Raw genomic sequence first — 13,737 nt, 5'->3', positions numbered from 1 at the left:
AGGTGGCAAGTCATCGCCTCGCGGTAGCCGTCGAGGGCCTCTTCGTTGCGCCGCACCTGGCGGGCCAGCCCGACCACGGCCCGGTCGGCCTGGAACTGCGCGAACGACGACTGCAGGAGCGCGCGGGCCCGGTCGTGGCCGAACTGGTGCACCAGGTTGACGGCCATGTTGTAGGACGGGCGGAAGCTGCTGCGGAGCGGGTAGGTACGGGTGCTGGCCAGCCCGGCCAGGGACTCTGGCTCCAGGCCCGGCGACCACACGACGACGGCGTGCCCCTCCACGTCGATGCCGCGCCGGCCGGCCCGGCCGGTCAGCTGGGTGTACTCGCCCGGCGTGACGTCGGCGTGGCTCTCGCCGTTCCACTTCACCAGGCGCTCGAGGACCACCGTCCGCGCCGGCATGTTGATGCCCAGCGCCAGCGTCTCGGTGGCGAAGACCGCCTTCACCAGACCGCGGACGAACAGCTCCTCCACGACCTCCTTGAAGGTCGGGAGCATCCCGGCGTGGTGGGCGGCGACCCCGCGCTCGAGCCCGTGCAGCCAGTCGGCGTAGCCCAGCACGGCCAGGTCCTGCGGCGGGATGTCGGCGCACCGGGCGGCCACGATCGCGCGCACCTCGTCGCGCTCCTCCGGCCCGAGCAGCCGCAGGCCGGAGCGCAGGCACTGGGTCACCGCGGCGTCGCACCCGGCGCGGCTGAAGATGAAGGTGATCGCCGGCAGCAGCCCCTCGGCGTCCAGCCGCTGAACCACGTCGACCCGGCTCGGTGTCCACACCGATCGCGGGCGCCGCCCGCCTCGCTGCGGACGCCGGTCACCGGCCCGGACGTACCGCTGCTGCTCACGAGAGATCCGGACCAGCTCGGGGCTGACCCGCGCCTTCTGCTCGTCACCTACGAACAAGTCGTAGAGCTTGTTGCCGACCATGACGTGCTGCCAGAGCGGCACCGGCCGGTGCTCCTCGACGATGACGACCGTCTGCCCGCGGACGGTGACCAGCCAGTCGCCGAACTCCTCCGCGTTGCTGACGGTGGCCGACAGGGAGACCAGGCGGACCGACTCGGGGAGGTGGATGATCACTTCCTCCCACACGGCGCCGCGGAACCGGTCGGACAGGTAGTGCACCTCGTCCATCACCACGTAGCCGAGCCCGCGCAGGGTCGACGACCCGGCGTAGAGCATGTTGCGCAGCACCTCGGTCGTCATGACGACCACCGGGGCCTCGCCGTTGAGGCTGTTGTCGCCGGTGAGCAGCCCGACGTTGGCGGCGCCGTGGCGGCGGACCAGGTCGGCGTACTTCTGGTTGGACAGCGCCTTGATCGGCGTCGTGTAGAAGCACTTGCGGCCCTCGGCGAGCGCCAGGTGGACGGCGAACTCCCCCACGACCGTCTTGCCGGCCCCCGTCGGCGCCGCCACGAGCACGCCGTCGCCGGCTTCGAGCGCCGCGCAGGCACGCACCTGGAACGGGTCGAGGCCGAAGGGGTACTGCGCGCTGAACGCGCCCAGCGCCGAGTCCTGGAACGTCTGCCGCCGACGCGCCTCGACGTAGCGCTCCGCCGGTGACGTCACCCACCCAATCTACGTGCCATCCGGCCCGGCCCCGAATGATCACGTGAACATGATCGATCCACCTCGTGCACGGCCGGTAGACCATGCAGGGGGTGAAGCAGCCGTGCACAGCGAGCCGACGAGACGCGTCCCGGTGCGTCCGAGGGCCGCCTGCGCCCGGCGCCGGGACGTATCCCCAGGCCCCCGCCTTCCACAGATCGGCGGCAGAAGCGTTCCCGACGGTCCAGATCCACGAGGCTCGAGGCATGGACGGCGAGCTGGCGCGCGAGGCGAGCAACCAGGGCAACATCTTCCTCAGGTCCCAGGCGCTCGACTCGGGCTACCGCAGCCGCGAGATCGAGACCCTGCTCAGATCCGGCGAGTGGGTGCGCGTCCGGCGCGGTGCCTACACGACACGGGAGACGTGGGACTCCCGTGGCCCGACGGGTCGTTACCTGCTCAGAGTTCATGCCGTCGTTGCCGCGCTGGACGGCCCCGTGGTCTGCGTCGGCCATACTGCGCTGGCCCGGCTCCAGGTGCCGTTGTGGGGAGTGGCTTTCGACGAGGTGCACGTCAGGCGGACGGATCAGCACGCATCCCGCCGGGAAGCCGGGGTCGTCCACCACCGGTACGACATCCCCGACACCGACATCGTGGAGATCGACGGACTGCTCGTCCAAGTGCCTGAGCTCGCCGCGCTGGACGCGGCGCGGATGGCCCCGTTCGAGGCGGGGGTCGTTCTCATGGACGGAGCACGACGGCTTCCGGCCTTCGACGACGAGAGGTGCGCGGAGCTGCTGGAGCGTCAGCGCAGCTGGCCGGGCTCCGTGCACGCATCGCGGGTCTTCGCCTTCTCGGATCCACGAGCTGCGACTGTCGGTGAGTCCCGGAGCCGGGTGCTCCTCGCCCGGATCGGCATCCCGCAGCCGGATCTGCAGAAAGAGATCCGCGACTCTTCCGGCCGGCTGATCGGCATCACGGATCTGTACGTCGTCGAGATCAGGACCGCGGTCGAGTTCGACGGCAGAGTGAAGTACGGGCGGAAGCTGTACGAGCAGACCGGCCGCCTCGAAGATGTGGACCTCGGCGCCGTGGTGTGGAACGAGAAGCGTCGCGAGGACCAGATTCGGGACGAAGGCAACGAGATGATCCGCATCGTCTGGCACGAGCTCGACGGTCACGATCGTGAGGTGCGGGCTCGTTTCGACCGAGCGGCCGAGCGGACCGGCGCGCCTCTGCTGGCCTCCTGAGCCGGGCTCTCTGCACGGTTCGTCCACCGGGTACACGGCCGATACGCCGTGCATCGGGTGCAGTGATCACGTGAACGTGATCATTCCCGGGGCGGCGGGGCGGGGGTGAAGACGTGCAGGGCGTCGGGGACGGCGTCGCAGGTGACGGGGAGGACGGCCACCCGCTCGCCGTCGGCGTAGGCGGTCACCCCGTCGGCGTGCAGGCTGACGCTGCGGGCGCGGCGCACCGACACGGCCGGGTGCTCGACGTGGGTGCCCTTGTAGACCCGCGGGAACACCCGCAGGAACTCGGGCTTGGAGATCGGGCCCAGCAGGGTCACGTCGAGCAGGCCGTCGTCGAGGACGGCGCCCGGACAGACCAGCATCCCGCCGCCGTACGACGTCCCGTTGCCCACGGCGACCAGCATCGCCTCGGACTCCAGCAGTTCGCCGTCCAGCTCGAGGACGTACGGCACCGGTCGGAACGTCCGCAGCTCAGCGACGATGGCCAGGTTGTAGCGGCTGCGGCCGTTGGGCCAGGACATCCGGTTGGCGCGCTCGTTGACCATCGAGTCGAAGCCGGAGCCGAGGACGCCCGCGAACCATCGGCCGTTGGCGCGTCCCAGGTCGATCGTCCGGGTCTGCGCGCCGACGACGAGGTCGACCGCGGCGACCGGGTCCTTGGGCACCAGGCCGACCGATCGGGCGATGTCGTTGCCGGTGCCGGCCGGGACGATGCCGAGGGGAAGGTCGGTGCCGCCGGTGACCTGCAGGGCGATGTTGACCAGCCCGTCGCCCCCGACGGCGACCACGCCGTCGACTCCTTGGGCGACTTGGTCGCGCAGCCGGTCGAACGCCTCGTCGCCGTCGCGCCCCACGACCACCTCGACGTCGAGCCCGGCCGCACGCAGTCGGTCGCTGACCGGCAGCAGCAGCCGCGCACCGCGCCCTTTGCCGGACGTGGGGTTGACCAGCACGGCGATGCGGCGCGTCACGCGCGGAGCGTACCGACCAGCGGGCGCCGCGCAGGCGTGGTCAGCGGTTCTGGTCCGGGCCGTCCGGCCCCTCGTCCAGGGGCGTCGGCTGGTCGTCCAGCGGCGTCGGCTGGTCGTCCAGCGGCGTCGGGCGGTCCCTCAGCGGACTCGCCTCGTCGTCGTCCAGGGCCGCGTAGTCCAGCCCGTCGATGCCGGCGCGCCGCCTCCGCCGGTCGGTGAGCAGCGCCAGCCCCGCAGCGGTGTAGTAGAGGAACAGCATCGGCACGGCCAGCGCCGTCATCGTGTAGGGATCGCCGGACGGCGTGGCGATGGCGGCGAAGAGGAAGGCGCCGAGGATCACCGGACGCCACGCCTTGAGCAGCTGGCGCCCGGTCACCACCCCGGCCAGGTTGAGCGCCACCAGGAACACCGGCAGCACGAACGCGATGCCGAACACCAGGAACATCCGCAGCACGAACGACAGGTAGTCGTTGAGCCCGATGATGTTGGCGACGCTCTGCGGGTCCGGGTTGAAGCCGATCAGCAGGTCGAAGCCCTTGGGCAGGAAGATGTACGCCAGCACGGCGCCACCGAGGAACAGCGGCACGCTGACGGCCACGAACGCGATGCCGTAGCGCTTCTCCCTCTTGTGCAGGCCCGGCGCGACGAAGCCCCACAGGTTGTACATCCAGACCGGGCTGGACAGGAACAGCCCCGACATCGCACAGATCTTGAGTGCGAACGTGAACGGGTCGCCGATGTTGCCGAAGTTCAGGGTGACGGTGGCGCCCTCGCGCTCGTACTGCTCCTTGATCGTGTCGAACGGCGCGACGACGAGATCGAAGAGCTGGTCATAGAAGAAGGCCGAGAGGATCGACGCGAGGACGATCGCGAGGACGGACCGGGTGAGCCGGACCCGCAGCTCCGCGATGTGCTCGGTCAGGGGCATCCGCCCCTCGGGGTCGCGGGAGTCGCGGGAGGCCTTGTCACGTCGCCGCACGCGTCGCTCACCGAGGGACGTCACGGCAGCCGGGGTGGTCGGCGCCGGTCAGCGGTCGCGGTCGGTGGGCTCCGGGGCCGTCACGCGGGTCTCGTCGGCACGGGTCTCGTCGGCACGGGGCGCGTCGACGACGCGGCCCTCGACCTCGCGCGGGCGCTCCGGAGCGGCGCTGCTCGCCGGTGCGGAGGTGGCCGGCGGGTCGTCGTCGTGCTTCATCTCCTTGACCTCGGACTTGAAGATGCGCATCGAGCGGCCGAGGCTGCGGGCGGCGTCGGGGAGTCGCTTGGCGCCGAAGAGCAGGATCAGCACCACGAGGACAACGATGATCTCGGCAGGGCCGAAATTGCGGAACATGGTCACCTCAGGGTCGTCGGCGCGGTCCCTGCGATCGTACGCCGTCAGGTCGCCCGGGTCGGTCCACCGGGGCGCTCTCGAGCGCCTCCAGCCGGTCGGTGAGCTCGCTCAGGCGCTCCGTGGCCGTGCCCAGCTCGCCGGTCAGCGCCTTGGCCTGACGCCAGAGCCGACGGCCGAGCACGAATAAGAGCAGGGCAGCACCCAGGACCAGCACGACCCAGACCAGCACCCAGAGCACGGGTGCGAGGGTAGCCGGAGAGGGTCAGGCGCCCACGCGGGGCGTGATCATCGCGGCGAGCAGGTCCACCCGGTCCAGGCCGAGGGCGAAGTCGAGGACGTCGTCGTAGGTGATGACCCCGCCGGAGTGCTCCTCGAGCGCCTCGGCCGGGATGACCCACTGCTCGGCGACCACGCCTCCGGAGACGAGCAGCGTCACGACCTCGGTGTCGGCCGGCTTCTTGATCTCGTCCCGGCAGGTGGTGCAGCTGAAGGAGTAGAAGGACCACTCTGGGCGCGTGCAGACCACCAGGCGCATCTGCGCCGGGGTGAGCTCGACGTCACCGCAGACCGGGCACGAGGTCTTGATCGTCGTCATGGCCGTCTGCCTCCCTCCTCCGACAACCCCTTCTCGGGGCTACAGAGAGGTGTTCGGCAGCGATCCGGCGGCGCTTGAGAGATGTGGTCCGTAGGGACCATGCCTCAGGCCCGAACGTATGCCTCCAGCGCCGCCTCGGCCCGCTCCCGCACGGCGTCGGCGAGAGCGGGCGGGTCGAGCACCCGGGCCTCCCCACCGAGCCGGAGCACCAGCGTCCGCAGCCAGCGGTCGTCGGCCGCCCGCAGGCGGACCAGGAGCTGGCCGGACGCCAGCTCCTGGACGTCCTCGACCGGGTAGTAGTCCACGACCCAGCGCGCCCCGGGGTCGAGCTCCAGGGTGACCACGGTGTCCTCGGGGGACGGCCGGAAGAGGCCCTCGCGCAGGTCGCGCACCGGCACCCGACGGGGCTCGGCGGCGACGTCGAGGACGGTCAGGCCCTCGATCCGGTCGACCCGGAAGAGACGCACCTCCTCGGCGCGGTAGCACCAGCCCTCGAGGTACCACAGCCCGTCGACCATGAGCAGCCGCACCGGGTCGACGTCACGCTCCGTGGTCTCGTCGCGGGCCGGGACGAAGTAGGTGAGGTGGACCCGCCGGCTGCGCGCCAGGGACTCGCGGATGTCGGCCAACGGCCCGGGACGCTGCGTCACCTGCACGGCCACCTGCTCGCTGACTGCGGCTCGCTCCCCGGCCGCGGCCTCGAGCTTGGCCCGGGCGCGCTCCAGGGCGTCGCGGTCATGCAAGCCGGGCACGTCGGCGAGGGCGCGCAGGCCGACCAGCAGGGCCAGCGCCTCGTCGACCCCGAGCCGCAGCGGGCGGGCGATCGCACCCACGTTGTTCAGGTAGACGTGCCCGTCGTCCCACTCGGCCTCGATCAGGTCGTCCGGCATGTGCCCCGGGGTGCCGCACACGAAGAGCAGCTCGAGGTCCTTGACCAGCTGCTTCTCGCTGATGCCGAACTCGGTGGCCGCGGCCGCCAGCGGGATGCCCTGGCGCTGGGCCAGGTAGGGCACCATCGCCAGCAGGCGGGAGAGCCGGTCGGTCGCTCCTGGGCTCACGGGCCCACCGTCCCGGCCGGGACCGCCTCGTTGACCGCGAGGACACCGCGCAGGCGACGTACGACCGCGTCGCGGACCTCCGCCGGATCCAGGACCCGAACGTCGGGGCCGAACCCGGTCACCTCCTCGGCGAGGACGTCGGCGTCGGCGAAGGGCACGGTCACCTCGTCCCAGCCGTCAGGGCCGGCGCCCTCGCGGGTGGCGGTCGCCCGGCGCCGCAGCGCGAGGCCGGACCCGGCACGGGCGCAGAGGACCGCGCTGCGGGTCTGCTGCGGCGGGACCAGAGCGGCCACCTCGTCGCGGAAGTCGAGGCCGGCGGGCACCGTGACCTCGCCCGGCGAGCCGATGGGCCGCACCTCACCGGCGATCCGCGAGAGGCGGAAGACGCGGGTGGCACCGCGGTCGCGGTCGTGCCCCACGACGTACCAGCGACCGTGCCGGGAGACGATGCCCCACGGCTCGAGATGGCGGGTCCGTGGCTCCCCCGAGCCCGAGGTGCGGTAGGCGAAGGTGATGGGCCGCCGGTCGCGGACGGCCGCGTAGACCGGCTCGAAGGCCGGCTCGCTGGTGCGGACCCGGGGCTCGATGCCGACGATGCTGGACGCGTCGGGCTCGATGCCGTCGGCCTTGAGCTTGAGCAGCGCCCGCGAGGCCGGCGCGGCCAGGCTGGCCTGCTGCCAGACGCGGGACGCCAGGCCGAGCACCGCCAGCTCGTCGGGCTCGAACTGGATCTCCGGCCCGGTGTAGGCCGCCCGGTCGACGCGGTAGCCGACCTCGTCCTCGAACCAGGCGTCGTTGGCGCCGGTCTCGAGGGGGACACCGAGGTCGCGCAGCTCGTCCTTGTCGCGCTCGAACATCCGGTCGAAGGCCTCGTCGGTGGCGCACTCGGCGTACTGCGGCACCGACCGGCGGATCTGGTCCTTGGCCAGGAACTGCCGGGTGGAGAGCAGGCAGATGACCAGGTTGAGCAGCCGCTCGGTCTTCTGCGCAGACATGGCGTCGAACCTACCGCCGGACCCCGCCCCGGTGCCCGTCAGCGCCACCGGACAGTGGGCCCGTCAGCGGATGTCGAGCAGGTCCACCACGAAGATCAGGGTCTCGCCGGGCGCGATGACCGCTCCGGCGCCCCGGTCGCCGTACGCCAGGTCGGGCGGGATGACCAGCCGGCGGCGGCCGCCGACCTTCATCCCGACGACCCCGCGGTCCCAGCCGGCGATGACCGCACCCGCGCCGAGGGGGAAGGCGAACGGCTCGCCGCGGTTCCACGACGCGTCGAACTCCTCGCCCGTCGAGAACGCGACTCCGACGTAGTGGACGACCGCCGTGCTGCCGGCGGCCGCCTCGGCGCCCTCGCCCTCCGTCAGGTCGTGGATCTCGAGGTCGGTCGGCGGCGGGCCCTCCGGGAAGTCGATCTCGGGCTTGTCCGTCATCCGTTGGCCTCCGTCTTGGCCGAGCCGTGCTGGCCCAGCACGTCGATGACGACGGCGACGCTGGACGTGCTCGCGTCCTCGTCGGCCGGCGCGGGCAGCTGCAGCAGCACCCGGCTGCCGATCGGCACGCCCTCGAGCAGGTCGAACGGGCTCGGCTGACCCTTGACCCCGATCGGGAAGCCCTGCGGTCCGCGCTCCCACGAGCTGCTCAGCGGCTTGCCGGTCCAGTCCACCGCAGTGAACTGCACGATCGCGAGCTCGTCCTTGACCACCTTGTCGCCGGTGCCCTTTGCGAGGACGGTCGTCTCGGGCTCCTTCGGCGGCTCGGTGCCCTTCGGGATGCTGACGGTCGGGCTCTGCTCGCCACTGACGGTCGGGATGCCGTCCGGCAGGTCGGCGACGGCGGCGCGTTCCGGCAGCTCGGTGTCGCTGTGGTAGCTGGCGATCACGTCGACGACGAACACCAGGGTGTCGGTGCCCTTGATGCCTGCCTGCGGGTTGCCCTGCTTTCCGTAGCCGTCCTCGGGCGGCACGACCATCAGCACCCGGCTACCGGCCTTGGTGCCGGTCAGCCCCTTGACCCAGCCGGAGATCACGCCGCCCTGGCCGTCGGTCAGGGTGAACGCCGCCGGGTTGCCCCGGTCGTAGGAGTTGTCGAACGTCTTGCCGTTGCGCCAGGTCGCGCCGAGGTAGTCGGCGACGATCAGGTCGCCCTTCTCGACCACCGGGCCGTCGCCCTCCTCGAGCACCTCGGTCTCGAGCTTCTCGGGTGGGTCCTCCCCCTCGGGGATGGTGATCTTCGGCTTGTCACCGTACGCACCGCCGGAGACCTCGGGCAGGCCGCTGGTGTCGGCCGAGCTGCCGCCGCCGCAGGCGGTCAGCAGCCCCCCCAGCAGGGCGACGGCGGTCAGGAGGGCAGGTCGGCGCACGGAGATACCTCGAAAAAGGGGGGTTGGGGTCCGTCCAGGGTAACCCGGCCACCTGTGAGGTTCCTGGGTGCGAGGTCACACCTCGGTCACAGGAGCCAGGGGTTCAGGCCGCGGCTCACATGGATGCGATGAGCTTCTCGACCCGCTCGTCGACCGATCGGAAGGGGTCCTTGCACAGCACGGTGCGCTGTGCCTGGTCGTTGAGCTTGAGGTGCACCCAGTCGACGGTGAAGTCACGCCGCCGCTCCTGCGCGCGGCGGATGAACTCGCCGCGCAGCCGGGCCCGCGTGGTCTGCGGCGGGACCGACTTGGCCTGGAAGATCTCGATGTCCGACGCGACCCGGTCGGCAGCACCCCGTCGTTGCAGCAGGTAGAAGAGGCCGCGCTCGCGTGAGATGTCGTGGTAGGCGAGGTCGAGCTGAGCGACCCGTGACGACGACAGCGGCAGGTCGTGCTTGGCGCTGTAGCGGTCGATCAGCTTGCGCTTCATCACCCAGTCGATCTCGGTGGCCACCGCGTCGAGGTTGTCGCTCTCGACCGCCGCCAGCGTGCGCTCCCACAGGTCGAGCACCTGCTTGACCAGGCCCTCGTCGATGCCGCGGCGGGCGGCGAAGTCACGCGCCTTGGTGAGGTACTCGGCCTGGATCTCCAGCGCGCTCGCCTCGCGACCGTTGGCGAGCCGGACGGTCCGCCGGCCGGTCACGTCGTGACTTATCTCACGGATCGCCCGGATCGGGTTCTCCAGGGTCAGGTCGCGCATGACGACGTTGGCCTCGATCATCCGCAGCACCAGGTCGGTGGCGCCGAGCTTGAGCATCGTCGTGGTCTCGCTCATGTTCGAGTCGCCGACGATGACGTGCAGCCGCCGGTAGCGCTCCGCGTCGGCGTGCGGCTCGTCGCGGGTGTTGATGATCGGCCGCGACCGCGTGGTCGCCGACGAGACACCCTCCCAGATGTGCTCGGCCCGCTGACTGACGCAGTAGACGGCTCCGCGGGGGGTCTGCAGCACCTTGCCGGCGCCGCAGATGATCTGCCGGCTGACGAGGAACGGGATGAGCACGTCGGCCAGCCGGGTGAACTCACCGTGCCGGCCGACCAGGTAGTTCTCGTGACAGCCGTAGGAGTTGCCCGCCGAGTCGGTGTTGTTCTTGAAGAGGTAGACGTCGCCGGCGATGCCCTCCTCGCGCAGGCGCCGCTCGGCGTCGACGAGCAGCCCCTCGAGGATCCGCTCCCCCGCCTTGTCGTGGACGACGAGCTGTCGTACGTCGTCGCACTCCGGCGTGGCGTACTCCGGGTGGCTGCCCACATCGAGGTAGAGCCGGGCCCCGTTGCGCAGGAAGACGTTGCTGCTCCGGCCCCAGGACACGACCCGGCGGAACAGGTAGCGGGCCACCTCGTCCGGCGAGAGCCGCCGCTGGCCCCGGAAGGTGCAGGTGACGCCGTACTCGTTCTCCAGCCCGAAGATCCGGCGGTCCATGCGGCTCACCGTACGCGTTTGCCGGGTCGGATGGCGGAGATGCACGCAGTCATGACTGACAGCGCGCCGTACCCGGAGCCCGGGCAGGACCTCCCGCACGACACCGACGCCGACCGGCTGGTCGAGACGCCGGAGACCCTGCGGGACGTCGACCCCGAGGCGCCGCCGATGGACCGTGGTGTCGAGGCGAGCGACCGGCCGCTCGGTGCAGAGAAGCACGGCACCACGCACGCCGAGGCCGCGGAGGGCGAGTCGCTGGACGACCGGCTCGCCGAGGAGGTGCCCGACGTCGGCGCGCACGACCCGGTCGACGACGTGGTGGCCGACCACCCGGAGACGTTCGCCCAGGACGCGGCCGACGCGACCGAGACCGACGAGGCCGTCCTGGACGACGCCTACGGCGACGGCCCTGCCGGCGAGCTTGGCGACCCGCGCGAGCCGGCCGGCCGGCTGGTCGAGCCGGACGAAGGCGCCCACACCGACACCGAGAAGGACGTCGTCGCCGACGACGTGGGGGTGGACGGCGGAGACCTGTCCGCCGAGGAGGCAGCGGTGCACATCGAGGAGGCACGGTGACCGAGCAGCCGACCGGCGGCACGCCGGACGAGGAGCGGCCCGACGTGCGGGACGCCATGGCGACGTACGCGGCCGAGGGCCAGGCCGACGACGAGACGGGCGGTGACGCCGCCGCGGGTGCGCGCCAGCAGCCCGGCGGGTCGGCCGAGGGCGACCGCGAACCGCACGGTCCGGCCTGACGGCCGGCGCTACGACCGGCTGAGCACCAGGCCGTCGACCTGCACGAGCCGTCCGCTGGAGCGCACCTTCAGGGTGACCGTCCCTCTCTCGCGCTTGACCGCAGGCAGCATCCGCACCTGAGAGCGGTGGTAGGCCGACGACCGCAGGTCGACCGTCCCGATGCGTCGGCCGTCGACCAGCACGGCCACCTTGCCGCACGTCGGGCAGGTGGTCGCGACGACACCGACCCCACGCACCCGGACGCCGGTGCGCGTCAGGGTGGCGCCCTTGCGCTTGGTGCTGCGGATCGTGTCCTGGTACCACGCCGCGCTCGTCCTCGACGCCCAGCCGGTCGACGGGGTCAGCCGACGATCGTCGAGCGCGCGAGCCAGGCAGCGACCGCCGGTCCAGGCGGACAGCTGACCGGCCCGGTTGCGGGAGCGCACCTGGACGCAGTAGGTCCAGCCGCCGGACAGGCCCTTGGTCACTCCGGTCGCGGTGGTGGCCTGCCAGCCGTCCGGCCGGATCCAGTCGCCGAACGAGCCGTCCCAGCGGGCCCGCCGCCAGCGGGCGTCGTAGTTCTTGACCGCGCTCGAGCTGATCCCGCCCGCGTAGGTGAAGCGCACCCGGCCGGCCGTCGTGCCGTAGGTGCTCGGCCCGGTGCGCCGCACGGTCGGCTTGCCGCTGAGCAGGTGGTTCCACGCGCCGCCGGTCCCGGCGTTGTCGAGCGCTGCCTGGTCGACGGTCACCGTCGGCTGCGGCCCGCCGTAGGGGTCCCAGGACGGGACGTACGACGCGATGCCCTTGCTGACCCGGTAGGTGCGGTTCGTGGCGCCCCCGACGAGGAAGGTGCCGGTCCGCGGCTGGGCCCCCAGGGAGTCGAACTGGCTCTGCGAGAGCGTCGTGACGGCCTGTGGGGCGACGCCGACCGACTCCCAGGACGTCACGAGGATCGGCGCCCCCCCGGCCATCCGGTAGAGCTCCGGCCGGCCACTGACCGAGACGAACGACCCGTCGGCCGCGAGGGTGCCGGGGGCGAGCGAGGCGTCGACCGTGTTGCTGTCGATGTTGATGGTGACCCCGCCCCAGGTCTCCTGGTGCCCGCCGAGGTACTGGCGGATCCGCTGGTGGTCGGCCCACAGGGTGTCCGGGACCTCGGGGTCGTTCGTCCCGTTGTAGCAGGTCGGCTGGTACGGCTGGCTGCACCAGCGGGCGATCCACAGCTGGTCCGGGAGGTCGAAGCCGGGCGTGGACACCTGCGACACGATGGCGCGGATCGTCGAGCTGGCGCTGCCGTAGACGCCCGGGACGTAGCCGCGGTAGCGCAGCTGCGCACTCCACGAGTCGAGGAAGTCGAGCACCGCCTGGCGGCACGTCGTGTTGCTGTAGGAGAAGGCCTCCATGTCGAACCACACCGGGTTGCCGACACCGAGGCCGAGCGCGTTGAGCTGGGCGACGGCGTCGTCCGCCGCGGCGATGCCCTGCGCGGCCGCGGTCGCGGTGTCGATCCGGTTCGTGTAGTTCGTGCACGGCGCCTGCAGGCCGACGTACGTCGGAATCAGCACCCACCCCTGAGCGACGGCGCCGCTCACCCACGAGGCGCTGAGGTTGGGCTGTGAGCAACCCCGGCTGATGCCGCCGATGTACATGTTCACGGCCTTGTAGGGCGAGTAGGTGAACCACGTCGCGAGCTCGGTGAGGGAGCGCGCGGTGCAGGCGTCGAAGCCCTGGCCGGTGAAGGTGGTGTCCGAGAGTGTGCGGCCGGCCGAGGTGGTGCTGCTCGTGGCGGACCAGCCGGCGAGCGTGCGGGCGTCCGTGGCCGAGTCGGGCTCGACCACCTCGGCCTGGCCGCCGTCGTAGGTCACGGAGCCGGCGATCGCCTGGGCGAGCACCTCGTCGTCGCCGGCACTCACCACGACCGCGACCGGGGAGTCGTCGGAGAGAGCGACCCGGTCGGGGGACGTGACGCCCTGAGCGGCCCGGGTGGTCAGGTGGACGGCCGGCACCCGGCCCACGAGGTCGGCCGGGCAGGTCACCCGGCTCGGGTCGCCGACATAGACCGCCTGCCGGTCCATCCGCACGCAACCGGGCCGGCCGGCCATCTCCTTCACCGGCCAGTCGGCCGGGACCGTCACGCTCGCGTCGCGGTACGACACGGTGCGCGTCGGTCCGCTCAGCGCGGTCGAGGTCGCGGTCGACGTCGCGCCCGCGGACGGGGCGGCGACTGCCGGCGGCAGGCCGGTGACGCCGACCGCGACGGCGGTCAGGGCGGCTGCCACCCCGGTGACCAGTGAGGCTCGTCGGGCGGGACGGGCGACGATGCGGTGCAAGAAGACTCCCCGAGGAGGCGTGCGACCGGTGCACGGTGCTGCACCGGTGCGGCCAAGCCTAGGGTGAAGTTATCCGGCTCAG

The 13,737-nt window shown here is 71.8% G+C and carries 14 protein-coding genes and 1 pseudogene; 3 read left to right on the top strand and 12 right to left on the bottom strand.

Features of this window, described 5'->3' with window-relative positions:
• Nucleotides 1-1,565: DEAD/DEAH box helicase (locus tag VK640_00730; GenBank protein ID HTE71712.1), on the bottom strand; the 1,565-nt coding region annotated here is incomplete at its 3' end.
• 245 nt (nt 1,566-1,810) lie between these two features.
• On the opposite strand from VK640_00730, the gene VK640_00725 reads away from it, so the two are divergent.
• Nucleotides 1,811-2,794 (top strand): type IV toxin-antitoxin system AbiEi family antitoxin domain-containing protein, encoded by a 984-nt coding sequence (locus VK640_00725; GenBank protein ID HTE71711.1) that lies wholly within the window; start codon nt 1,811-1,813, stop codon nt 2,792-2,794.
• 80 nt (nt 2,795-2,874) lie between these two features.
• On the opposite strand, the gene VK640_00720 is transcribed toward VK640_00725, so the two are convergent.
• The 10 genes and pseudogenes from VK640_00720 to pafA all read right to left on the bottom strand — a co-directional run bounded on the left by VK640_00720 (nt 2,875) and on the right by pafA (nt 10,590).
• Nucleotides 2,875-3,768 carry a diacylglycerol kinase gene (locus tag VK640_00720; GenBank protein HTE71710.1) on the bottom strand — a complete coding sequence of 298 codons (894 nt, stop codon included), beginning with the start codon at nt 3,766-3,768 and terminating at the stop codon, nt 2,875-2,877.
• Nucleotides 3,769-3,808: 40 nt separating this feature from the next.
• Nucleotides 3,809-4,771: a twin-arginine translocase subunit TatC gene (gene tatC, locus VK640_00715; protein HTE71709.1), complete on the bottom strand. Its 963-nt coding sequence runs from the start codon at nt 4,769-4,771 to the stop codon at nt 3,809-3,811.
• A 78-nt stretch (nt 4,772-4,849) separates the two neighbouring features.
• Nucleotides 4,850-5,101, bottom strand: a pseudogene (tatA, locus tag VK640_00710) (Sec-independent protein translocase subunit TatA).
• A gap of 7 nt (nt 5,102-5,108) precedes the next feature.
• Entirely contained in the window at nt 5,109-5,339 is a 231-nt protein-coding gene (locus VK640_00705; protein ID HTE71708.1) for a hypothetical protein, read from the bottom strand.
• Nucleotides 5,340-5,363: 24 nt separating this feature from the next.
• Nucleotides 5,364-5,696: a hypothetical protein gene (locus VK640_00700; GenBank protein ID HTE71707.1), complete on the bottom strand. Its 333-nt coding sequence runs from the start codon at nt 5,694-5,696 to the stop codon at nt 5,364-5,366.
• Between the two features lie 104 nt (nt 5,697-5,800).
• Nucleotides 5,801-6,754: a WYL domain-containing protein gene (locus VK640_00695; protein HTE71706.1), complete on the bottom strand. Its 954-nt coding sequence runs from the start codon at nt 6,752-6,754 to the stop codon at nt 5,801-5,803.
• Entirely contained in the window at nt 6,751-7,749 is a 999-nt protein-coding gene (locus VK640_00690; GenBank protein HTE71705.1) for a YafY family protein, read from the bottom strand. The genes VK640_00695 and VK640_00690 overlap by 4 nt, the downstream gene beginning before the upstream one ends.
• Before the next feature lie 63 nt (nt 7,750-7,812).
• Nucleotides 7,813-8,184: an FKBP-type peptidyl-prolyl cis-trans isomerase gene (locus VK640_00685; GenBank protein HTE71704.1), complete on the bottom strand. Its 372-nt coding sequence runs from the start codon at nt 8,182-8,184 to the stop codon at nt 7,813-7,815.
• A complete protein-coding gene (locus tag VK640_00680; protein ID HTE71703.1) occupies nt 8,181-9,113 on the bottom strand; it encodes an FKBP-type peptidyl-prolyl cis-trans isomerase in 933 nt (310 codons plus the stop codon). Before VK640_00680 ends, VK640_00685 begins: the two co-directional genes overlap by 4 nt.
• 115 nt (nt 9,114-9,228) lie before the next feature.
• Complete coding sequence (gene pafA, locus VK640_00675) at nt 9,229-10,590, bottom strand: Pup--protein ligase (protein HTE71702.1); 1,362 nt, start codon at nt 10,588-10,590, stop codon at nt 9,229-9,231.
• A 51-nt stretch (nt 10,591-10,641) separates the two neighbouring features.
• Between pafA and VK640_00670 the strand changes: the two genes are divergently transcribed.
• Both VK640_00670 and VK640_00665 read left to right on the top strand, forming a co-directional pair.
• The gene (locus tag VK640_00670; protein HTE71701.1) at nt 10,642-11,166 is read left to right on the top strand and encodes a DUF5709 domain-containing protein; all 525 of its coding nucleotides are present in this window, start codon (nt 10,642-10,644) and stop codon (nt 11,164-11,166) included.
• The gene (locus tag VK640_00665; GenBank protein ID HTE71700.1) at nt 11,163-11,345 is read left to right on the top strand and encodes a hypothetical protein; all 183 of its coding nucleotides are present in this window, start codon (nt 11,163-11,165) and stop codon (nt 11,343-11,345) included. Before VK640_00670 ends, VK640_00665 begins: the two co-directional genes overlap by 4 nt.
• 9 nt (nt 11,346-11,354) lie before the next feature.
• Here VK640_00665 and VK640_00660 read toward each other — a convergent pair whose 3' ends face one another.
• Nucleotides 11,355-13,604 (bottom strand): DUF1906 domain-containing protein, encoded by a 2,250-nt coding sequence (locus tag VK640_00660; GenBank protein HTE71699.1) that lies wholly within the window; start codon nt 13,602-13,604, stop codon nt 11,355-11,357.
• Between the last annotated feature and the right edge of the window lie 133 nt (nt 13,605-13,737).

Source organism: Actinomycetes bacterium (assembly GCA_035489715.1).
Classification (GTDB): Bacteria; Actinomycetota; Actinomycetes; order JACCUZ01; family JACCUZ01; genus DATHAP01.
The sequence above is the reverse complement of the archived record's forward strand: the minus strand, read 5'-3'. Positions and strand labels throughout refer to the sequence as shown.